Below are 20,976 nucleotides of genomic sequence, written 5' to 3' on the forward strand. Positions count from 1 at the left end.
GCCCCTGTTCTGTGTACGGGAGGCCGTGTGGCCTTGATCACAAGCGGCGGGGAGAGGAAACGGCATCCGTCGCCGGACCCCGCACTCTCAGGTCCGTACGGCAGGATGTGCGCCATGACCAGTGCGGAGACGACGCGAGCGAGCGTGCGCGAGCCGGAGCCGGTGCGGCCGACCAAGGAGGACGCGGTCGCCGCGGCCGGAAGTGAGCTGATCGGCGGCCCGATCGGACGAAGGGCGCTGCTCGGGACGTCCTGGTGGACCCCCGTACGGGTCGTCGCGCTCGTCGCGATCGGCATGTTCGCCCTCGGCATGGTGCAGAAGCTGCCCTGCTACGACAGCGGCTGGTTCTTCGGGGCCAGCACGCAGTACACGCACGCGTGCTACTCGGACATCCCGCACCTCTACCAGGGGCGCGGTTTCGCCGACGGCCTCGTGCCGTACTTCGACAAGCTCCCCGGCGACATGGACTACCTCGAGTACCCGGTGCTGACCGGTCTGTTCATGGAGGTCGCGGCCTGGCTCACCCCGGGCGGCGGCAGCATCCAGCACCAGGAGCAGATCTACTGGATGGTCAACGCCGGGATGCTCATGGTGTGCGCGGCGGTCATCGCCGTATGCACCGCGCGCACCCACCGCAGGCGCCCCTGGGACGGCCTCCTGGTCGCCCTCGCGCCCGCCTTCGCGCTCACGGCCACCATCAACTGGGACCTCCTCGCCGTGGCCCTGCTGGCCGCCGCGATGCTCATGTGGTCACGGGGCCGCGCCCTCGCCTTCGGCATCCTGCTCGGACTCGCCACGGCCGCCAAGTTCTACCCGTTCCTGCTGATGGGACCGCTGCTGGTGCTGTGCTGGCGGGCCGGCAAGTGGCGCGAGTTCGGGAACGCGCTCATGGGCGCCGTCGGAGCCTGGCTCGTCGTGAACCTTCCGGTGATGTACCTCGCCCCGGAGGGCTGGGCCAAGTTCTACAGCTTCAGCCAGCACAGGGGAATCGACTTCGGTTCGGTCTTCCTGTTCATCTCGACGTGGTGGAACGTCCCGATCACCTACCAGACGGCGAACCTGTGGGCGCTGGTCCTGATGGTGCTCGTCTGCGTGGGCCTGGCCTCGCTCGCGCTCACCGCCCCGCGCCGCCCCCGCTTCGCCCAGCTCGCCTTCCTGATCGTCGCGGCCTTCATCCTCACCAACAAGGTCTACTCGCCCCAGTACGTGCTGTGGCTGGTCCCCCTCGCCGCACTGGCCCGGCCCAAGTGGCGGGACTTCCTGATCTGGCAGGCGTGCGAGGTCGCGTACTTCCTGGGGATCTGGATGTACCTCGCGTACACGACCAGCGGGGAGGCCCACAAGGGGCTCTCCTCCCACGGGTACCAGTTCGCGATCGCCGCCCACCTGCTGGGGACGCTGTACCTGTGCGCCGTGGTCGTACGCGACATCTTCATGCCGGAGCGGGACGTGGTGCGCCGGGCCGGCGACGACGATCCCTCGGGCGGGGTGCTGGACGGGGCGGAGGACGCCTTCGTGTTCGGCGCGGCGGCCCATCCGCCTCGGCATGCCGCCCACTTCGACGGGCCGCAGGTGGAATGGGGCAGCCACGGTACGGCCGCGGGAGACGGTTCGCCCTGAGCGAACAGCGCGCGTACAGGGCGCTGACGGGGCGCTGACAGGCAACGCGAAAGGCCGTACACGCTATCTGTGTACGGCCTTTCGGCTGTGCCCCAGGGGCGGCGATTTCCCTGGCGGCAGTGGATCGCGGGCCGGGATCAGCGCTCGACGATGCGGTCGAACTGTGTGGTGGTGTGCCGCAGATGGGCCACCAGCTCGTCGCCGACCTTCGGCTCCGTGGCGTCCGACGGCACGAAGAGGATCGAGACCTGCATGTGCGGCGGCTCGGCGAACCAGCGCTGCTTGCCCGCCCACACGAACGGAGAAAGGTTCCGGTTGACCGTCGCGAGACCGGCGCGGGCGACACCCTTGGCGCGCGGCATGACGCCGTGCAGCGCCTTCGGGGCCTCCAGGCCCACCCCGTGCGACGTACCGCCCGCCACGACGACGAGCCAGCCGTCCGAGGCCACCTTCTGCTGCCGGTAGCCGAAACGGTCGCCCTTGGCGACGCGTGTGACGTCCAGAACGGCCCCGCGGTACTCGGTCGCCTCGTGGTCCCCCAGCCACAGCCGCGTGCCGATCCGCGCGCGGAACCGGGTCTGCGGGAACTGCTGCTGCAGCCGCGCGAGTTCGTCGGCCTTCAGGTGGCTGACGAACATCGTGTGCAGCGGCAGCCGGGCGGCACGCAGGCGGTCCATCCAGCCGATGACCTCCTCGACGGCGTCCGAGCCGTCGGTGCGGTCGAGCGGCAGGTGGATGGCGAAGCCCTCCAGCCGTACGTTCTCTATGGCCTGGTGCAGATGCGGCAGATCCTGCTCGCTGACACCGTGGCGCTTCATCGAGGACATCACCTCGATGACGACACGGGCGCCCACGAGGCCGTACACGCCGTCGATGGACGACACCGAGCGGATGACACGGTCGGGCAGCGGCACGGGCTCCTCGCCCCGCCTGAACGGCGTCAGGACCAGCAGATCGCCGCCGAACCAGTCCTTGATCCGGGCGGCTTCGTACGTGGTGCCGACGGCGAGCACGTCCGAGCCGAGACGGGTGGCCTCGTCCGCGAGCCGCTCGTGGCCGAAGCCGTAGCCGTTGCCCTTGCAGACGGGGACGAGCCCCGGAAACTGCTCGGACACCTGCTTGTGGTGTGCCCGCCAGCGCGCGGTGTCGACGTAGAGCGTGAGCGCCATGGCCGGTCCCCGAACCTTTCTCGTGGCTGCGGTGAATCAGAGGGGTGAGTCAGAGGTACGAGAGGAAATTGTGGCGGATCCGCCGGACCGACGGGGCGACGCCGGGCCGGATCAGCGGCCCGACATGCGATGCGGCACGCGGTTCGGCCGGATCAGCGGCGCGACATGTAGATGTCGAGGGCCTTGTGCAGCAGCTTGTTGAGCGGGAAGTCCCACTCTCCGAGGTACTCGGCGGCCTGCCCGCCCGTGCCCACCTTGAACTGGATCAGGCCGAAGAGGTGGTCGGTCTCGTCCAGCGAGTCGGAGATGCCGCGCAGGTCGTAGACGGTCGCCCCGAGCGCGTACGAGTCGCGCAGCATCCGCCACTGCATCGCGTTCGAGGGCCGGAACTCACGCCCGATGTTGTCCGAGGCGCCGTACGAGTACCAGACGTGCCCGCCGACGACCAGCATCGTCGCGGCGGACAGGTTCACGCCGTCGCGCCGGGCGAAGTAGAGCCGCATCCGGTTGGGGTCCTCGGTGTTGAGGGCCGACCACATGCGCTGGAAGTACGACAACGGGCGGGGCCGGAAGTGATCGCGGATCGCCGTGATCTCGTACAGCCGCTGCCACTCCTCGAGGTCGTGGTAGCCGCCCTGGACGACCTCGACGCCCTCCTTCTCGGCCTTCTTGATGTTGCGGCGCCACAGCTGGTTGAAGTTCTTGTGGACCTCTTCCAGTGACCGGTTGGCCAGCGGCACCTGGAAGACGTAGCGGGGCTGTACGTCGCCGAAGCCGGCACCCCCGTCCTCGCCCTGCTGCCAGCCCATGCGGCGCAGCTTGTCGGCGACCTCGAAGGCGCGCGGCTCGATGAAGTCCGCCTCGATGTCGCGCAGGCGCTTCACGTCCGGGCTCTGGATGCCGCTCTTGATGGAGGTGGCCTCCCAGCGCCGGATGATCACCGGCGGGCCCATCTTCACGGAGAAGGCGCCCTGCTGCTTGAGGTGCGCGAGCATCGGCTGCAGCCACTCGTCGAGGTTCGGCGCGTACCAGTTGATGACCGGACCCTCGGGGAGGTACGCGAGATAGCGCTTGATCTTGGGCAGCTGGCGGTACAGCACCAGCCCGGCGCCCACCATCTCGCCGGTCCGCTCGTCGAACCAGCCGAGGCTCTCGGAGCGCCACTCCGCCTTGACATCAGCCCAGGCCGGGACCTGCATGTGGCTCGCCGCGGGCAGGCTCTGGATGTAGGCCAGATGCTGCTCTCGGCTGATGGTCCTCAGGGTCAGGCTCATTCGGGGCGCTCCTCGGGCTGGTGTGTCCCCATGGGTACAGGGGCTCCGGCTCTCGCGCCGAAGCCTACTGCGCCCTGGGAGCGCCCCGACTGGCCGTACGAAACCTGCGTCCGGACCGAAGCGTGGTCAGGACGTTCTGAGGTGATGTGTCCGGCTGTATCGGCAGGAGGTCAGGTCTCCGGCCGCCGGGCCTAGGTTGTGTCCGGCTGCCCGGTCCGGGGGCCGGGCCCGGCTGCCTCAGCCGATGATGCCGCCGAAGAGGCCGCCGTGCGCCATGCCGAGGAAGAAGCCGACGGCCGAGGCACCGAGACCCAGGATCAGCCCGAAGCGCTCCCGGGTCGTCTCCGAGATGAACTGCCCGGAGGCGCCGGTGATGATCCCGATCAGGCCTGCCCACGAGGTGATGAGATGCAGGCTGTTGAAGGCCGCGGTGACGAGGGCCGTGATTCCGAGCACCAGAGTCACCGCGAGCAGCGTGTCTTGGAGGGGGTGGGGCTTGTTGTCCGTCGCGAACAGAGAGCCGGCAACGGTGGGTCGCGTCTGTGCCATAGGGCACCTCCTGCGGAAGGCAGCGCATCGTAGCGCCATACACACCCGATGTGTACAGATTGACGGTGACCCCGCCCTGATTTCAACCGGAAGCGGGTGTGCGGGTACTCTTTACTCTCTGCACCGGTGTCTGCCCAGGCCAAGGTCAGGTCACGACAGGGATTTCCACTCGGTCACCGATCGCTCACCGATCGCTCGGTACACCGAACGGAGCCCGATTGTCAGTGGCGGCCGATACCGTTGCGTACGCATCACAACCCTCCTGCCACGGAACGACCGTGGCCGTTGAGTCCAAAGGAGGTGGGTTCCACATGCGTCACTACGAAGTGATGGTCATCCTCGACCCCGATCTGGAGGAGCGCGCTGTCGCCCCCCTGATCGAGAACTTCCTCTCCGTCGTCCGTGAGGGCAACGGAAAGGTCGAGAAGGTCGACACCTGGGGCCGTCGTCGTCTCTCGTACGAGATCAAGAAGAAGCCCGAGGGCATCTACTCGGTCATCGACCTGCAGGCCGAGCCTGCGGTCGTCAAGGAGCTCGACCGCCAGATGAACCTGAACGAGTCGGTCCTCCGGACCAAGGTCCTCCGTCCCGAGACCCACTGAGCTCCCCAGCTCAGCTGATCTCGGGCATCGAGTAGCAGCACTAAGCAGCCAGCAGCAAACCCGCCGAGAGGTTCCCCCATGGCAGGCGAGACCGTCATCACGGTCGTCGGCAATCTTGTCGACGACCCCGAGCTGCGCTTCACCCCTTCCGGTGCGGCGGTCGCGAAGTTCCGTGTCGCGTCCACTCCCCGCACCTTCGACCGTCAGACCAATGAGTGGAAGGACGGCGAGAGCCTGTTCCTGACCTGCTCGGTCTGGCGTCAGGCGGCGGAGAACGTCGCCGAGTCGCTCCAGCGAGGCATGCGCGTCATCGTGCAGGGCCGGCTGAAGCAGCGGTCCTACGAGGACCGTGAGGGCGTCAAGCGCACGGTCTACGAGCTGGACGTCGAGGAAGTCGGCGCCAGCCTGAAGAACGCCACGGCCAAGGTCACCAAGACCGCCGGTCGAGGCGGCCAGGGCGGCCAGGGCGGTTATGGCGGCGGTGGCGGCGGCCAGCAGGGCGGCGGCTGGGGCGGAGGCCCCGGCGGTGGTCAGCAGGGCGGCGGCGCTCCCGCCGACGACCCCTGGGCGACCAGCGCTCCTGCGGGTGGCAACCAAGGCGGCGGTGGCGGCGGCTGGGGTGGAAACTCCGGCGGCTCCGGCGGCTCCGGCGGCGGCTACTCGGACGAGCCCCCCTTCTAGGCCCCCGGGCCGAGGGTGGGCCGTACTCCCACTTCTTGATCACACAGGAGATACACCATGGCGAAGCCGCCTGTGCGCAAGCCGAAGAAGAAGGTCTGCGCTTTCTGCAAGGACAAGGTCACGTACGTGGACTACAAGGACACGAACATGCTGCGGAAGTTCATTTCCGACCGCGGCAAGATCCGTGCCCGCCGCGTGACCGGCAACTGCACGCAGCACCAGCGTGACGTCGCCACGGCCGTGAAGAACAGCCGTGAGATGGCGCTGCTGCCCTACACCTCCACCGCGCGATAAGGGAAGGGTGACCGACACATGAAGATCATCCTCACCCATGAGGTCTCCGGCCTCGGTGCCGCGGGCGACGTCGTCGACGTCAAGGACGGTTACGCTCGCAACTACCTGATCCCGCGGAACTTCGCGATCCGCTGGACCAAGGGCGGCGAGAAGGACGTCGAGCAGATCCGTCGTGCTCGCAAGATCCACGAGATCGCGACCATCGAGCAGGCCAACGAGATCAAGGCCCGCCTCGAGGGCGTGAAGGTCCGTCTGGCCGTTCGCTCCGGCGACGCCGGTCGTCTCTTCGGTTCCGTCACCCCGGCCGACATCGCTTCGGCGATCAAGGCTTCCGGTGGCCCCGAGGTCGACAAGCGCCGCATCGAGCTGGGCTCGCCGATCAAGACCCTGGGCGCCCACGAGACGTCCGTGCGTCTGCACCCCGAGGTTGCCGCCAAGGTCAACATCGAGGTCGTCGCGGCCTGACCGCTGCGCTCGGCATAGCTGAGAGAAGGGCCGTACCCGTTGGGGTACGGCCCTTCTTCGTTCGCTGAGCGGCGAGTCTTCGTGCGCTAGAGGGCGAGCCGCTCTTCGTTTCACGTGAAACGGCCGTTTCACGTGAAACGGGACTGAGGGCGAGGTCGGTTCGGCGGTTCGGCGGTTCGGTGGTTCGGCGGTTCGCGCGAGGGTTTCACGTGAAACGGTCGGTGCGCTGGTTCAGCGCGTCGCACCCGTGACGATCCAGAGTCCTGACTGGGAGCGCAGCCACAGGGTCAGCATCCTGACCGTCATCATCAGCGCCATCGCTCCCCAGAGCGCGGTGAGCCCGCCGCCGATGGTGGGCACCAGCAGCGCCACGGGAGCGAAGACCGCCAGGGTGAGCAGCATGGCCCACGCCAGATAGGGCCCGTCCCCCGCACCCATCAGGACTCCGTCCAGGACGAAGACGATCCCGCTGATCGGCTGCGAGACGGCCACCAGAACCAGGGCGGGGAGAGCTGTGTCCTGGACGACCGAGTCGCTGGTGAACAGGGGAAGGAGGAGCGGACGCGCGGCGAGTACCAGCAGGCCGAGGACGACGCCGGAGGCGATGCCCCACTGGACCATGCGGCGGCAGGCCTCGCGAGCGCCCCGGGCGTCGTCCGCGCCGAGATAGCGCCCGATGATGGCCTGCCCGGCGATGGCGATCGCGTCGAGCGCGAAGGCGAGCAGGCTCCACAGCGACAGGATGATCTGGTGTGCGGCCATGTCGGCGTCTCCGAGCCGTGCGGCGACAGCCGTGGCGATCATGAGGATCGCCCGGAGCGACAGCGTACGCACGAGCAGGGGCGCACCGGCCTGGGCGTAGGCCCGTATCCCGGCGGCGTCCGGTTGTAGGGAGGCCCCGTGTTTCCGGGCTCCGCGGACGACGACGAACAGGTACACCGCGGCCATACCGAACTGGGTGATGACAGTGCCCCAGGCGGAGCCCGCGATGCCCAGGCCGACGCCGTAGACGAGGCCCACGTTGAGCGTGGCGTTGGCGACGAAGCCCGCGACGGCGACATAGAGCGGGGTCTTCGTGTCCTGCAGCCCCCGCAGGACCCCGGTGGACGCGAGCACGATGAGCATCGCGGGGATGCCGAGCGAAGAGATGCGCAGATACGTCGTCGCGTACGGGGCTGCGGTGTGGGAGGCGCCGAAGAGTTCCACCAGGGTGGGCGCCGTGGGCAGGACGGCGGTGATGACGGCACCGCCGAGCAGCAGCGCCAGCCAGATGCCGTCCATGCCCTGACGTATCGCGGCCCGCAGATCGCCTGCGCCGACCCGGCGGGCGACGGCGGCGGTGGTGGCGTAGGCAAGGAAGACGAAGACGCTGACGGCTGTCGTGAGAAGAGCGGAAGCGACACCGAGGCCGGCCAGCTGTGCGGTGCCGAGGTGGCCGACGATGGCGCTGTCGGCCATGACGAAGAGAGGCTCGGCGACGAGTGCGCCGAAGGCCGGAACGGCCAGCGCGACGATCTCTCGGTCGTGCCGTCGGCGGGCGGCCTCGGGTGCCGGTGGAGCCTGTGTCATGAGCACCAATCTAATCTTCCACAGGTAAGAGATGCAAAGTGATACTGACCATTACTCGCACTCTCGTCGGGCGTGTCGCCGTGTACCGTTTGCAGCGATCTTGGCCCGACCTGGAAAGTTTTTCTTCTGCACAGCCGGTGGATGGTAAACGAGCAGGTCAGAGCGGTTTCTTCGGAGTGGTTGAGGGCTTGTTCACAGGCCTGTCCACCGGGTCGTGCACAGGTTTTGTGGAGTTCTCCACAGCATCCGGGCCGTCGTCCACATGGCCTGTGGATAACCAGATTGGCTGACGGTGCCCGCAGGCCTAACGTGGTGCGGCGCCCGCTCTCTTCTCCAGCCTCGGAAACCTCGCAAAACCGACGCGTCAGAACCGGAGTTGGGCCTCTTATCTGTCAGTGCCGTGCCGTAGAAATGAAGAGCACGGCGAGGTCCGCTCGGCGGACGGGAGGAGGTGGCTCGGTGAGTATTTCCGAGCCCTTGGACGACCCGTGGGCCGACAGCGGTCCCAGTGATCGTCTGCCCGCTTCCCGCCGAGGCCGTGAGGGCGGCCGGGGCCGGGACGAGCAGCACGACCGCGACCGGGACAACGGGCCGTGGGAGAGCGGAGGTTCGTCCTTCGAGCGCGTACCGCCCCAGGACCTGGACGCCGAGCAGTCCGTTCTCGGCGGCATGCTCCTGTCCAAGGACGCCATCGCCGATGTCGTCGAGGTCATCAAGGGCCACGACTTCTACCGGCCCGCGCACGAGACCATCTACGGCGCGATCCTCGACCTGTATGCGAAGGGCGAGCCGGCCGACCCGATCACCGTCGCCGCCGAGCTCACCAAGCGGGGTGAGATCACCAAGGTCGGCGGCGCGTCCTATCTGCACACCCTCGTCCAGACGGTCCCGACGGCGGCGAACGCCGAGTACTACGCGGAGATCGTGCACGAGCGCGCGGTCCTGCGCCGCCTGGTCGAGGCCGGCACGCGCATCACCCAGATGGGATACGCGGCCGACGGCGACGTCGACGAGATCGTCAACAGCGCCCAGGCCGAGATCTACGCGGTCACCGAGCAGCGCACCACCGAGGACTACCTACCGCTCGGCGACATCATGGAGGGCGCACTCGACGAGATCGAGGCGATCGGTTCACGGTCGGGGGAGATGACCGGCGTACCGACCGGCTTCACCGACCTCGACTCGCTCACGAACGGTCTGCACCCGGGGCAGATGATCATCATCGCGGCTCGCCCCGCCATGGGTAAGTCGACCCTGGCGCTGGACTTCGCACGGGCCTGCTCGATCAAGCACAACATGCCCAGCGTGATCTTCTCGCTCGAAATGGGGCGCAACGAGATCGCGATGCGCCTGCTGTCCGCCGAAGCCCGCGTGGCCCTGCACCACATGCGGTCCGGCACGATGACCGACGAGGACTGGACGCGGCTCGCCCGCCGTATGCCGGACGTCTCGGCCGCGCCGCTCTACATCGACGACTCCCCGAACCTGTCGATGATGGAGATCCGAGCCAAGTGCCGACGCCTCAAGCAGCGCGCCGATCTGAAGCTCGTCGTCATCGACTATCTGCAGCTGATGCAGTCGGGAGGCAAGCGGTCCGAGAGCCGGCAGCAGGAGGTCTCCGACATGTCACGAAACCTGAAGCTGCTGGCCAAGGAGCTGGAGCTGCCGGTGATCGCGCTCTCGCAGCTCAACCGTGGCCCCGAACAGCGCACGGACAAGAAGCCCATGGTCTCCGACCTGCGTGAATCCGGATCGATCGAGCAGGACGCGGACATGGTGATCCTGCTGCACCGCGAGGATGCGTATGAGAAGGAGTCACCGCGCGCGGGCGAGGCGGACATCATCGTCGGCAAGCACCGCAACGGCCCGACGGCCACGATCACGGTCGCCTTCCAGGGTCACTACTCGCGCTTCGTGGACATGGCGCAGACCTGATCCACCCCCGTGTAGGGTCTCAGATTTCGTGGCACAGTCTCAGTCGCGATGGCACAACGGTGGCACTTGTGGTGAGTGTGTCGACGACCGGGCTTGGCGTACGGTCCCCGTCGAGCCCTTGGAGTCGGCTGCTCCATGGCGGACTTTCCGCTGGTACAAGGGCCAGAAGCACTACTCCGGCAGCTACTGGTCTGCGATGGTGCGCGACCATGTGATCTACGAGTCGCGCCTGGAATTGGCGAGGCTGCTCTTCGCCGATTTCGATGCCGCCGTGCGGGCCATCGTGGCTCAGCCCTTCCTACTGAAGGCTGAAGGCCGAAGTGGATGGGAAGCTCCGCAAGCACATCCCGGACTACCTGCTGATCACAGAGCAGGGGCCGATGGCCGTGGACGTCAAGCCGCTGCGCCGGTTGTCCAAGCCCGAGGTGGCCTTCACCTTCGATTGGACCCGACGGGTGGTTGAGTCGCGGGGAGGGCGGTACGAGGTGTGGAGTGAGCCGCCGACGGCACAGCTGGAGAACATCCGTTTCCTGGCCGGCTATCGCAGGGACTGGCTGTTCAGCCCGGGTCTTCTGGACGAGCTTCTCGGCGCTGACCTGGATGGAGTCCTGTTGGGGCAGGTCCCGCGCCGTCTGCCCGGCCGTCCGGAGCCACACGTGCGGTCCGCCGTTCACCACCTGCTACGGACAGGCCGCCTGGTCACCCGCCTCGACCAACCACTCAGCCCCTCACGGGTGTTGCGGACCACGTCATGAGCAGGGCCGGGGTCCGCGTCGGAGTTGGTAGGTGCTTCCGCTACGACGGGGAGACCGTCGAGGTGGTGGAGATGGTCCCGACCAGGGCGGGCAACGAAGTGGCCCTGAAAGACGGCCGGGGGCGGATGCTGCGTTTGTCCCTGAAGGAATTGCTGTTCTCCGACCGTGCGGTCATCATTCCTGACGGCTCCGGTCCAGCCGCAGACGATCCGGAAGAGATCGCCTCGGTGGTGCTGGGGCAACTGGACGAGGCGGAGAGGCGGAAGCTCCTTGACCGGGCCGAACACGTCCGCGAGGTCCTGACGGGCTACCGGTCCGGCACCCCAGAGCTCGCACGTGACGATGAGCCCCGGCCGGAGTACTCACCCGCGCTGTCCGCGGAAGCTCGGTACGTGACGAAGGCCGCGGAACTCGGCGTGGGTTTGCGCACGTTGAAGCGGTGGGTTGCGGAATTCAGGGCGCATGGCGAGGCCGGTCTCGCGCCCAAGAAGGGACCGGCCTGGAAATCGCAGGTCGGAGTGGACGACCGGTGGGCCGAGACCGCGCTGGAGGTGATGGTCGAGCACACCGGGGAGTCGAAGCCGTCGCGCACGATGGTGATCGAGCGGACGAGGGCCCGGGTGATCGCCCGGTTCGGCGAGGGGGTGGTGCCGCAGCCGAGTCGGGCGACGGCCTTCCGGCTGCCGGCAGAGCTGGAGAACCGGCACCCGCTGTTCCGGCTGAGTACGAAGCGGAACCGGGACATCGCCGACCGGCCGGACGGTGTCCACGGGAAGCTGCGGCCGACGCGGCCGGGTGAATACCTGCTGATGGACACCACGCGGCTGGACGTGTTCGCGTTCGACCCGCTGACGCTCAAGTGGGTACAGGCCGAGCTCAGTATCGGTATGGACTGGTACACCCGCTGCGTCACCGGGATCCGGCGCACCCCGGTTTCGACGAAGGCGGTAGACGTCAGCGCGGTGCTCTTTCAGTCGTTTCGCCCCCGGTCAGCGGGGCGAGATTGGCCGCGGCACGCGGTCTGGCCCGAGCACGGCATCCCGCGCACGGTCCTGGTCGACGTCGAGGGCGCAACCGGGCCGGGGCTGGCTTCTCCGCCTCTGTTCCCCGAGACACTCGTGGTCGATCACGGCAAGGTCTACGTCTCTGAGCATCTGACCAGCGTCTGCCGTCGGATGGGCATCTCGATTCAGCCAGCGAGGCTACGAACGGGCCGCGATAAGGGTCTCCTCGCCCCCGTCCCTGCCGTGCAGGGCGCGCTCGTCGGGTACGCCCGGGTATTGACGAAGGGGCAGTTGCTCGACCGACAGGTCCACGCGCTCAAAGATGTCGGAGCTGTGTCGGATCCGACATGTTGACGGGATTCAGGCCCTACGGCTCGCAAGTTCCACTCTCTGTGTACCGGACGGCCCCGGTCGTCAGCCATGCGTACGGCCGGGGCATGCCGGCAGCGTTCGGCGGCTGATCAGGTCGCCCCTGAGGAACGCGGGGCGGAGGCTGATGGGCAAAGAAGATCTGGCTGCGCCGGTACAGCTGAGGGTCCGGCGGGCTGACGAGTTCGTGGTGGAGGACCTGGAGCTGCTGGCTGGTGACGAGCCGGTGGTCGTGGACGTCGAACCGCGACACCGGCCGGCGCGGCGGCGCTGCGCGTGGATCGCCTCGACGGCCACCCGGGCGACGTCCTTCGAAGCGCGCATGGGCATGCTGCCGAAGCCCACGCACACCGGTGGTGTGCCGGCGTCCAGGAACACCTTCGACTCGGCCGGGAGTGGGCGTTCGTCCGGCCGACGTCAGGGGCTCGTGAGGATGACGAGTTGCTGGGTCGCTCGGGTCATCGCGACATAGCGGTCGACCGCTCCTTCGATGCCCTTGCCGAACGCCTCTGGGTCGACGAGGACGACCAGGTCGAACTCGAGCCCCTTCGTCAGCTCCGGGGTCAGCGACCGGACGCGGGACGTCGCCGGGAATGTGGGATCGCCGATGACGCAGGCGATCCCGTCGGCATGTGCGGCGAGCCAGGTGTCGAGGATCGAGCTCAGATCCGAAGCAGATCCGTGTACGACGGGGACGTCGCTGCTGCGGATGGAGGTCGGCACGTTGGCGTCCGGGAGTACGGCCCGGATGACCGGCTCGGCTTCCGCCATGATGTCTTCCGGCGTCCGGTAGTTGATGCTCAGGGAGGCCAGGTTGATCCGGTCGAGCCCGATCCGCTCGAGCCGTTCCTGCCATGACTCCGTGAAGCCGTGCCTGGCCTGGGCACGATCCCCGACGATGGTGAAGCTCCGGGACGGGCACCGGAGCAGCAACATCTGCCACTCTGCGTCGGTCAGTTCCTGAGCCTCGTCCACGACGATGTGCGCGAACGGGCCTGCGAGCAGGTCCGGTTCGGTGCTGGGCAGTGCGGTCTCGTCGACCAGGGTGTCCTGTATGTCCTGTCCGCGCAGCATCGTCACCACACCTTCGCCGTCGTCATCGGCCTCAAGCAGGGCGTCGACGACCTTGGCCATGTGCTCGCGTTCGACAGCGACAGAGGCGTTGTGTTGACGCTTACGTCGCGATGCCTCCGGGTCGCCGAGCCGCTGCCGTGCTGCGTCCAGGAGCGGCAGGTCGGACACCGTCCAGGCCCGGGCATCCCCGCGTTGCAGCTGCGAGACGTCATCGGGGCTGAGCCAGGGAGCGCACTTCCGCAGGTAGGCGGGTACCGACCACAGGTCTCCGACGAGGTCAGCCGCTTCGAGCAGCGGCCACGCGCGGTTGAAGGTCGTGAGCAGCTCCCAGTTCTGGAGCAGCGACCTGCGGAGCAGGTCGGCCGAGGCGTCGCCGTCGTGCTTGTCCACCAGGATCGTGAGCAGCTCCTCCCAGATCTGGTCGCGCGCCTCGTTGTGTGGAGTACCGGGTTCTGCTGCTTCGAACGCCTCGGCCCAATCGTCGGCGCTCAGCCAGATGTCGGACCAGTGGGTCGTGACCGTCATCCCCTTGGTGGGCGGCTCCTCGTAGAACCTGACGGCCGTCTCGATCGCCTTCACCAGGTCCGCGGACGACTTCAGGAGGGCCACGTTCGGGTTGGCCTCGATCGCTGCTGCGGCTCCCTCGGCGACGAGGTTGCGCAGGGTGCAGGTCTGCACGCCCTCCTCTCCGAGGCTGGGGAGGACGTCGGCGACGTAGCCCAGGTAGGGCTGGTGCGGACCGACGAACAGCACGCCGCCCCGGCGGTGACCGAGGCGAGGGTCGGAGTAGAGGAGGTAGGCGGAGCGGTGCAGAGCGACGACGGTCTTCCCCGTACCCGGACCGCCGTCGACGACGAGAGCGCCGCGGGATCCCGCGCGGATGATGGCGTCCTGGTCGGCCTGGATGGTGCCGAGCACGTCTCGCATCCGCGTCGACCGGTTGCTGCCCAGGCTGGCGATGAAGGCGGACTGGTCGTCGAGCGCGGCGTGCCCGACAAACCCGTCCGAGGTGAACACCTCGTCCCAGTAGTCGCTGATCCGGCCGTGGGTCCAGCGATACCTGCGGCGGCTTGCCAGACCCATCGGGTTGGCGTGGGTGGCTCCGAAGAATGGCTCAGCCGCGGGGGAGCGCCAGTCGAGCAGCAGCCGACGACCCGCGTTGTCCTTGAGGCCAAGTCGTCCGACGTACACGGGCTCGGGGTTGTCTGCGCTGACCATGTGCCCGAGGCACAGGTCCAGACCGAAGCGACGCAGTGCGCGCAGGCGAGCGGTCAGCCGGTGGATCTCCATGTCCCGGTCCATCGCCTGCCGGCCCAGGCCGCCGGGCGCCTTGCGCTCGGCATCGAGGCGGTCGGACACGTCGGCGATCGACTGCTCGAGGCACTTCGCGATGGCCGCGAAGTGCTGCTCATCGCCGGCGATCAGCGTCGGATCGGCCTTGGGCGAGAGGCGGTCGGGAAGGTCAAACGCGCTGGTGGTCAGGGGGTTCACGTCATCAGCTCCGATCTGAGGCCGCTTGCGACCATTGCGCGCAGCAAGGCGTCCGGACCGGCGTGACGAGCCTGGTGGGCATGAGGAGCAACGCTCCGCCTGACGTGGACCCCGTGGCTGTTGTCGGTTCAGGTCGCCAGGGTTTGCAGGTTCTCGTGTTCTGGGTCCTGGCTCGATGATCCGGCGTGGTTCACGCGGACATGGGCGGCCTTTCTCGGCTGATCGCGTCGAGCAGCAGCGTCGCGGCCACCGTCGCCCCGTCGGTGCGGATCGTGCCGGCCACGGCCCTCGCCCGTGCGCGGGTCTCGGGGGTCAGGGTCGTTCTGAGCACGGCTGACAGGGACTCGATGGTCGGAGTCGGACCGTCGTGCGCCGTGCCGATGCCCAACTCGGCCACCCGGCCGGCCCAGTACGGCTGGTCCACCATCTGGGGCACCACGACCTGAGGCGCGCCGGCCCGGGTGGCCGTCGTCGTCGTGCCCGCGCCGCCGTGGTGCACGACTGCGGCCACCCGGCCGAACAGTGCCTGCTGGTTGACCTCGCCGACGGTGAAGCAGTCGGCGCCGTCGTCGATCAGCTCCAGGTCGGCCCAGCCCTGGGCGACGACTGCGCGGCTCCCCTGCGCGCGGATCGCGTCGATGGCCACCCGGGCGACGTCCTGCGACTCGCGCATGGGCATGCTGCCGAATCCCACGTACACCGGTGGTGTGCCGGCGTCCAGGAACGCCACCAACTCGGCCGGCAACGGGCGTTCGTCCGGCAGGATCCACGCGCCGGTCTGCACGACGTCGAGGTCCGTCAGCTCCTGCCACGGGCCCAGGATCGGGTCCGCCGCCAGCCACGGGGTGTCGGTGAAGACGTGGTCGCGGACGTTGTCCACCGGCGGCAGCCCGGCCGACGCCCGGTGGGTGTTGAGCGCCGCGCCGTACAGCGCGTTCACTCTCTGGGCGTCCAGGTCCCACAGCACCCGGTTGTCGGTCACCTCCGGCGGGAACGGCCGGCCCGGCCGCGGCGACGGCCGGTAGTGCGGCGACGGCAGTTCGAACGTATGGAAGCACGCGTACACGTAGCGGATGCCCAGCTTCTCGGCCACCGACCGGACGCCGGCCGGCATCAAGCCGCCCGCCACCAGCACATCGCATCCCTCGGCCGCCGCGGCGACCGTGTCGAAGTGCGCGGCGACCAGATCGGCCGCGCGCCGGGGCGCGCCCCCCGCCGACGGCGCCACCGCCCCGGTCACCAGCGGGCGCACCGGCCGGCCGAAGGGCACCAGCTCCACGCCGACACCGGCCAGCAACTCCTCGAACTCCTTGTCCGGCGGCGCGCACACCCGCGCCTCCGCGCCGAGTTCCCGCACCGCCACCGCGAGTGCCGCCATCGGTTCGACGTCCCCGCGCGACCCGTACGACAACAGCAACGCACGCATTCCGCGACCCCCATTTCCGCAGGTTCTGGCCCAGGCCGGAGATTCTGCGGCACGACCCGGGTCTTGCCGCAAGCCCCCCGGTGCGCTATACGTTGAGAGTGGAAAGGAGTGGGTACTCCCCCTTTCCTTTATCGTCCGCAGCGGACGGACAACCTCCTCGCGAAGCGGTGGCGCGCCGCGTACGGCCGTATCGTCGGCCCAGGAGGGTCTCCCATGGGCCCACGGATGCAGCCGCGAACATGCGCTCCGCACTCGGAGAAATGCACTCGACGCGCGCTGCCGGGCCAGGTGAACTGGGCGCATGACGACATCTGAGGGAGAGCTGCTTCCCACCACCCGCCGGGCTCTGTTGCACCACATCGCCGCCGCTCAGGCCGAGGGGCGGGCACCGTCGCTGGTTGCGGCGGTGGTCCGGGGCGGGGAGACGGTGTGGCACGGATCGCGCACCTCGGTGGACGGGCACGGACCGGACGAGAACGTGCAGTACCGGATCGGCTCGATCACCAAGACCTTCACCGCCGTACTGGTGCTCCGGCTGCGCGACGAGGGACTGCTGGACCTTGGTGACCCGCTGGAGAAGCACCTGCCGGGCACCGGTGCGGGGGAGGCCACCATCGCCCAACTCCTCGCGCATACGGCCGGGCTGGCGGCCGAGGCACCCGGACCCTGGTGGGAACGCACACCTGGTTCGCTGCGCCCCGAACTCTCCGATGTGCTCGGCGAACAGCCCTTCCTGCATCCGGCCGGGCGGCTGCACCACTACTCGAACCCCGGCTACACCCTGCTGGGCGCGCTGATCGAGGAACTGCGTGGAGCCCCTTGGGAAGAGGTCCTGAGGCGTGAGGTGCTCGAACCGTTGGGCCTGCACCGCACGAGCGGGCGGCCGCAGGCACCCCACGCGGGCGGCTGGGCCGTGCACCCCTGGGCGGACGTCATGATGCCTGAGCCCGCCGAAGACCTCGGCCGGATGGCTCCGGCCGGGCAACTGTGGTCCACCACCGGGGACTTGGCGCGCTTCGCGGTCTTCCTGGCCAAGGAGAACGAGATGGTGCTCAGCGCGGCGTCCCTCAGGGAGATGCGTACGCCCGCGGCCCCCCTGGAAGCCGCGGAGCTCGCCTCGGGAGACGCCTACGGGATGGGGATGCAGATTCTGCATCGGTCAGGCCGGATTCTGGTGGGGCACTCCGGGTCCTTGCCCGGTTTTGTGGCGGCCCTCGTGATCGGCATGGAAGACGACGTGGCGGCAGTGGTGCTGTCCAACTGCACCTCCGGTCTGCGGGCGCTGACGCTGGCCGGCGATCTCGTACGCATCGTCGCCGACGCCGAGCCGCGGATCCCCGAGCCATGGCGTCCGGCCACCGAAGTCGACCCGTCCGTACTGGAGTTGACGGGACCCTGGTACTGGGGCACCCAGGCGTGTGCGCTTCGTCTGACGGCCGACGGCATTGTCGAGCTGGGCCCGCTGTCAGGAGTCGGCCGTGGGTCGCGCTTCCGGGCGAACGGCGACGGGACCTGGACGGGACTCGACGGTTACTACACGGGGGAGCCGCTGCGGGCCGTACGGCGCCCGGACGGGGCCCTGAGCCACCTGGACCTCGGATCGTTCGTCTTCACGCGTCAGCCGTACGACGAGGGCGCCCCTGTGCCTGGTGGGGTGGACCCCGAGGGCTGGCGAGGAATCCAGTAGCCGCTGCCACGGCGCGAGGGGGTCTGTTTCACGTGAAACAGACCCCCTCTGCGTATACGGGGACGGGGGACGGCTGGCGAGGGATGCGCGTCAGAGCGCCAGCTTGAAGCCCACGTGCGAGGCTGTGAAGCCGAGTCGCCCGTAGAAGCGGTGGGCGTCGGTGCGGGTGGCGTCGGAGGTCAGTTGGACCAGCCGGCAGTCCTGGCGCCGGGATTCGTCGATCGCCCACTTGATGAGGTGGGTGCCGAGGCCGCTGCCACGTTCGTCGACGTGGACACGTACGCCCTCGATGAGGGAGCGGGTCGAGCCCTTGCGGGACAGCCCGGGGATGACCGTGAGCTGCAGGGTGCCGACCACGCGTCCCTCGCGTACCGCGACCATCACGTGCTGGTTCGGGTCACCGCTCAGCCGCTCGAGCGCGGACAGATAGGGGGTCAGGTCGTCCGGTGACTCCCGCTCGGCACCGAGTGGATCGTCGGCGAGCATCGCGACGATGGCGGCAACGTCGTCCGCGACAGCCGGTCGAATCTCAAGATCTCCCATGGGCGCAGCCTATGCAGGTGTCTGTGCGCGCTGTCCCGGTGCCTGCATGGGTACGGAAAGTTGTCTCCGCAGGGCCTAGGCCGGAACGTCCGCCGACTCCACGACGCGGACCAGCGGGGCCAGTTCGGGGTTCTCGGCCGCTTGGTCGAGTGCCTCACGCAAGGCGGTGTCATTGGTCGGCCGTGCCTCGGCGAGGAGCTTGAGGCCGGCCTCGCTGACGTTCGTGTAGATGCCGCGCCGGTCGGTCGGGCACAGATAGCGGGAGAGTAGCCCGCGGTCCTCGAGCCGGGTGACGAGCCGCGTGGTGGCGCTCTGGCTGAGCACGACCGCGTCCGCGACTTGCTTCATCTGCAGATGGCCGCCCTTGCCGTCGTGCTGTCGGCTGAGCACGTCGAGCAGGGAGTACTCCCGCACGCTGAGGTCGTGTTTGGCCTGCAGCGCGCGCTCGATGTGGGCCTCGATCCTCCCGTGCAGCAGGGAGAGGGCGCACCAACCCTGAGCGAGGGCGGTGAGCGCGGGGTCCGTGGCTGTCATGGCATGTTCCTCCGTCCCGGAGCGGCTGACACAAGGATAGGGCACGAACGAAATAGCCCGCTCTTGCGGATTGCCAGCGTCTGCAACTATTGTGAACGCACGTAAAGCGCTCCTGCAATCATCTGGGAAGGTGTACCCCACCATGCCTCTCGCGCTTCTGGCCCTCGCGATCGGGGCCTTCGGAATCGGAACCACCGAGTTCGTGATCATGGGTGTGCTGCCCGAGGTCGCCGGCGACTTCGGTGTCTCCATCCCCACCGCCGGACTGCTGGTGACCGGCTATGCCCTCGGCGTGGTGATCGGCGCCCCGATCATGACCGCGCTCGGCACGAAGGTGTCCCGCAAGCGGGTGCTGATGCTGCTGATGGGGCTGTTCGTCCTCGGCAACCTGCTCTCCGCCGTTGCCCCCGCCTTCGGGCTGATGCTGGCGGGCCGGGTCGTCGCCTCTCTCGCCCACGGCGCCTTCTTCGGTATCGGATCGGTCGTCGCCGCCGAGCTGGTCGCACCCGAGAAGAAGGCCGGTGCGATCGCGATGATGTTCAGCGGACTCACCATCGCCAATGTGATCGGTGTTCCGCTGGGCACGCTGATTGGGCAGAACGCGGGCTGGCGGGTCACCTTCGCCGGTGTCGCCGCGCTCGGAGTGATCGGTCTGCTGGGCATCGCCAAGCTGGTTCCCGAGATGCCGAAGCCCGAGGGCGTGCACCTGCGTCACGAGCTCGCCGTCTTCAAGAACGTCCAGGTCCTGCTCGCCATGGCGATGACCGTGCTCGGCTTCGGCGGCGTCTTCGCGGCGATCACCTACATCGCGCCGATGATGACGCACGTGACCGGGTTCGCCGACAGCTCCGTCACCTGGCTGCTGGTCCTCTTCGGCCTCGGCATGGTCGGCGGGAACCTCATCGGCGGCAAGTTCGCCGACCGCGCGCTGATGCCGATGCTGTACGTGTCCTTGGGCGGCCTCGCCGTCACGCTCGCCCTGTTCACCGTGACCGCGCACAACAAGGTCCTGGCGGCCGTCACGATCGCGCTGATCGGTGCCCTCGGGTTCGCGACCGTGCCACCGCTGCAGAAGCGAGTCCTCGACCAGGCGCACGGCGCCCCCACGCTTGCCTCGGCCGTGAACATCGGCGCCTTCAACCTCGGCAACGCCCTTTCGGCCTGGCTCGGCGGTCTCGTCATCGCGGCGGGCCTGGGCTACACCGCCCCCAACTGGGTCGGCGCCGCGCTCGCCGCAGGCGCCCTGGTCCTCGCCGTCCTCTCGGCCGTCCTGGAACGCCGCGCCGACGCCCCCAGCGCTGTCGTCGCCGGTGGCGCGCCCGCCGAGCAGCGGACCGTCGTCCACCACTGAACCACCGAGCACCACAGACCCACCGCCCGAGTAACCGCCGGCAACCGTCCGGCTGCTCAGGCCCTGACCGAGCACGGCCGAGCGCAGCCCCACAAGGAGAGACCCCTTCATGAGCACCACCACCACCACCACCACCACCACCGTCGCCCCGCTGACCATCCAGGACGCCGAGGTTCTCGTCTCGGCGGCCCGCCGCGCCGCCGAGGCCGCCGGGGCCACGGTCAGCGTGACCGTTCTCGACGCGGGCGGTCATCTGCTGGCCTTCCGGCGCGACGACCGGGCCGTGCTGATTTCCGGCGAGACCAGCACCCGCAAGGCCTACACGGCACTCCAGTTGGACTCCGCCACCGCAGACCTTGTCGACGCGGTCCAGCCCGGCGGCCTCTTCCACACCCTGCCCACCGCCCTCGACCGTCCGCTCCTGTTCATCGCGGGCGGCGTTCCGGTCCACCGAGACGGCCGTCTGATCGGCGCGATCGGGGTCGGCGGCGGAGCCCCCGAGCAGGACCACGGCTTCGCCGTCGCCGCCGTGGAGGCACTCGCCTGACCGCGCCTGTGCATCGAGAGGCGCCGGCCCCCGATAT

At 68.6% G+C, this 20,976-nt stretch carries 19 protein-coding genes; 11 read left to right on the top strand and 8 right to left on the bottom strand.

The features are described 5' to 3' along the window. Positions 1-105 precede the first annotated feature (105 nt). On the top strand, positions 106-1,620 hold the full coding sequence (locus OG747_RS22355) for a glycosyltransferase family 87 protein (protein ID WP_405881120.1): 1,515 nt from the start codon (positions 106-108) through the stop codon (positions 1,618-1,620). A 137-nt stretch (positions 1,621-1,757) separates the two neighbouring features. Here OG747_RS22355 and OG747_RS22360 read toward each other — a convergent pair whose 3' ends face one another. The 3 genes from OG747_RS22360 to OG747_RS22370 all read right to left on the bottom strand — a co-directional run bounded on the left by OG747_RS22360 (position 1,758) and on the right by OG747_RS22370 (position 4,612). Next, a complete protein-coding gene (locus OG747_RS22360; protein ID WP_405881121.1) occupies positions 1,758-2,789 on the bottom strand; it encodes an alanine racemase in 1,032 nt (343 codons plus the stop codon). Between the two features lie 152 nt (positions 2,790-2,941). Then, entirely contained in the window at positions 2,942-4,063 is a 1,122-nt protein-coding gene (gene femX / locus OG747_RS22365; protein WP_405881122.1) for a peptidoglycan bridge formation glycyltransferase FemX, read from the bottom strand. 237 nt (positions 4,064-4,300) lie between these two features. Next, positions 4,301-4,612: a hypothetical protein gene (locus tag OG747_RS22370; RefSeq protein WP_405881123.1), complete on the bottom strand. Its 312-nt coding sequence runs from the start codon at positions 4,610-4,612 to the stop codon at positions 4,301-4,303. Positions 4,613-4,923: 311 nt separating this feature from the next. Here OG747_RS22370 and rpsF point away from each other — a divergent pair, with 311 nt between their 5' ends. From rpsF to rplI, 4 genes are all read left to right on the top strand, one after another. Further along, positions 4,924-5,214, top strand: a complete 291-nt coding sequence (rpsF, locus tag OG747_RS22375; protein WP_005482942.1) for a 30S ribosomal protein S6 — start codon at positions 4,924-4,926, stop codon at positions 5,212-5,214. A 78-nt stretch (positions 5,215-5,292) separates the two neighbouring features. After that, entirely contained in the window at positions 5,293-5,895 is a 603-nt protein-coding gene (locus OG747_RS22380) for a single-stranded DNA-binding protein (protein WP_405881124.1), read from the top strand. Between the two features lie 57 nt (positions 5,896-5,952). Next, positions 5,953-6,189 (top strand): 30S ribosomal protein S18, encoded by a 237-nt coding sequence (rpsR, locus tag OG747_RS22385; RefSeq protein ID WP_003949403.1) that lies wholly within the window; start codon positions 5,953-5,955, stop codon positions 6,187-6,189. Positions 6,190-6,207: 18 nt separating this feature from the next. After that, entirely contained in the window at positions 6,208-6,654 is a 447-nt protein-coding gene (rplI, locus tag OG747_RS22390) for a 50S ribosomal protein L9 (RefSeq protein WP_054236454.1), read from the top strand. Positions 6,655-6,885: 231 nt separating this feature from the next. On the opposite strand, the gene OG747_RS22395 is transcribed toward rplI, so the two are convergent. Continuing rightward, entirely contained in the window at positions 6,886-8,223 is a 1,338-nt protein-coding gene (locus tag OG747_RS22395; RefSeq protein ID WP_405881125.1) for an MATE family efflux transporter, read from the bottom strand. Positions 8,224-8,682: 459 nt separating this feature from the next. On the opposite strand from OG747_RS22395, the gene dnaB reads away from it, so the two are divergent. From dnaB to OG747_RS22410, 3 genes are all read left to right on the top strand, one after another. Continuing rightward, entirely contained in the window at positions 8,683-10,158 is a 1,476-nt protein-coding gene (gene dnaB, locus OG747_RS22400; RefSeq protein WP_405881126.1) for a replicative DNA helicase, read from the top strand. Between the two features lie 320 nt (positions 10,159-10,478). Next, entirely contained in the window at positions 10,479-10,913 is a 435-nt protein-coding gene (locus OG747_RS22405) for a TnsA-like heteromeric transposase endonuclease subunit (protein ID WP_405881127.1), read from the top strand. Positions 10,914-10,984: 71 nt separating this feature from the next. Beyond that, on the top strand, positions 10,985-12,271 hold the full coding sequence (locus OG747_RS22410) for a helix-turn-helix domain-containing protein (protein ID WP_405885627.1): 1,287 nt from the start codon (positions 10,985-10,987) through the stop codon (positions 12,269-12,271). Positions 12,272-12,703: 432 nt separating this feature from the next. Here the strand turns inward: OG747_RS22410 and helR are convergent, their stop codons facing one another. Beyond that, positions 12,704-14,851, bottom strand: coding sequence for an RNA polymerase recycling motor ATPase HelR (gene helR, locus OG747_RS22415; RefSeq protein WP_405881128.1), 2,148 nt, complete (start codon positions 14,849-14,851; stop codon positions 12,704-12,706). A 190-nt stretch (positions 14,852-15,041) separates the two neighbouring features. Then, complete coding sequence (locus OG747_RS22420; RefSeq protein WP_405881129.1) at positions 15,042-16,277, bottom strand: glycosyltransferase; 1,236 nt, start codon at positions 16,275-16,277, stop codon at positions 15,042-15,044. Positions 16,278-16,578: 301 nt separating this feature from the next. On the opposite strand from OG747_RS22420, the gene OG747_RS22425 reads away from it, so the two are divergent. Continuing rightward, complete coding sequence (locus OG747_RS22425; RefSeq protein ID WP_405881130.1) at positions 16,579-17,964, top strand: serine hydrolase domain-containing protein; 1,386 nt, start codon at positions 16,579-16,581, stop codon at positions 17,962-17,964. 90 nt (positions 17,965-18,054) lie between these two features. Here the strand turns inward: OG747_RS22425 and OG747_RS22430 are convergent, their stop codons facing one another. Beyond that, a complete protein-coding gene (locus OG747_RS22430) occupies positions 18,055-18,507 on the bottom strand; it encodes a GNAT family N-acetyltransferase (RefSeq protein ID WP_405881131.1) in 453 nt (150 codons plus the stop codon). Between the two features lie 75 nt (positions 18,508-18,582). Further along, a complete protein-coding gene (locus OG747_RS22435; protein WP_405881132.1) occupies positions 18,583-19,041 on the bottom strand; it encodes a MarR family winged helix-turn-helix transcriptional regulator in 459 nt (152 codons plus the stop codon). A gap of 142 nt (positions 19,042-19,183) precedes the next feature. On the opposite strand from OG747_RS22435, the gene OG747_RS22440 reads away from it, so the two are divergent. Next, positions 19,184-20,392 (top strand): MFS transporter, encoded by a 1,209-nt coding sequence (locus OG747_RS22440; RefSeq protein WP_405881133.1) that lies wholly within the window; start codon positions 19,184-19,186, stop codon positions 20,390-20,392. A 109-nt stretch (positions 20,393-20,501) separates the two neighbouring features. After that, positions 20,502-20,939 carry a heme-binding protein gene (locus OG747_RS22445; RefSeq protein ID WP_405881134.1) on the top strand — a complete coding sequence of 146 codons (438 nt, stop codon included), beginning with the start codon at positions 20,502-20,504 and terminating at the stop codon, positions 20,937-20,939. Positions 20,940-20,976: the final 37 nt, after the last annotated feature.

The sequence above is a fragment of the Streptomyces sp. NBC_01384 genome (genome assembly GCF_045040035.1).
In the GTDB taxonomy this organism is placed as follows: domain Bacteria; phylum Actinomycetota; class Actinomycetes; order Streptomycetales; family Streptomycetaceae; genus Streptomyces.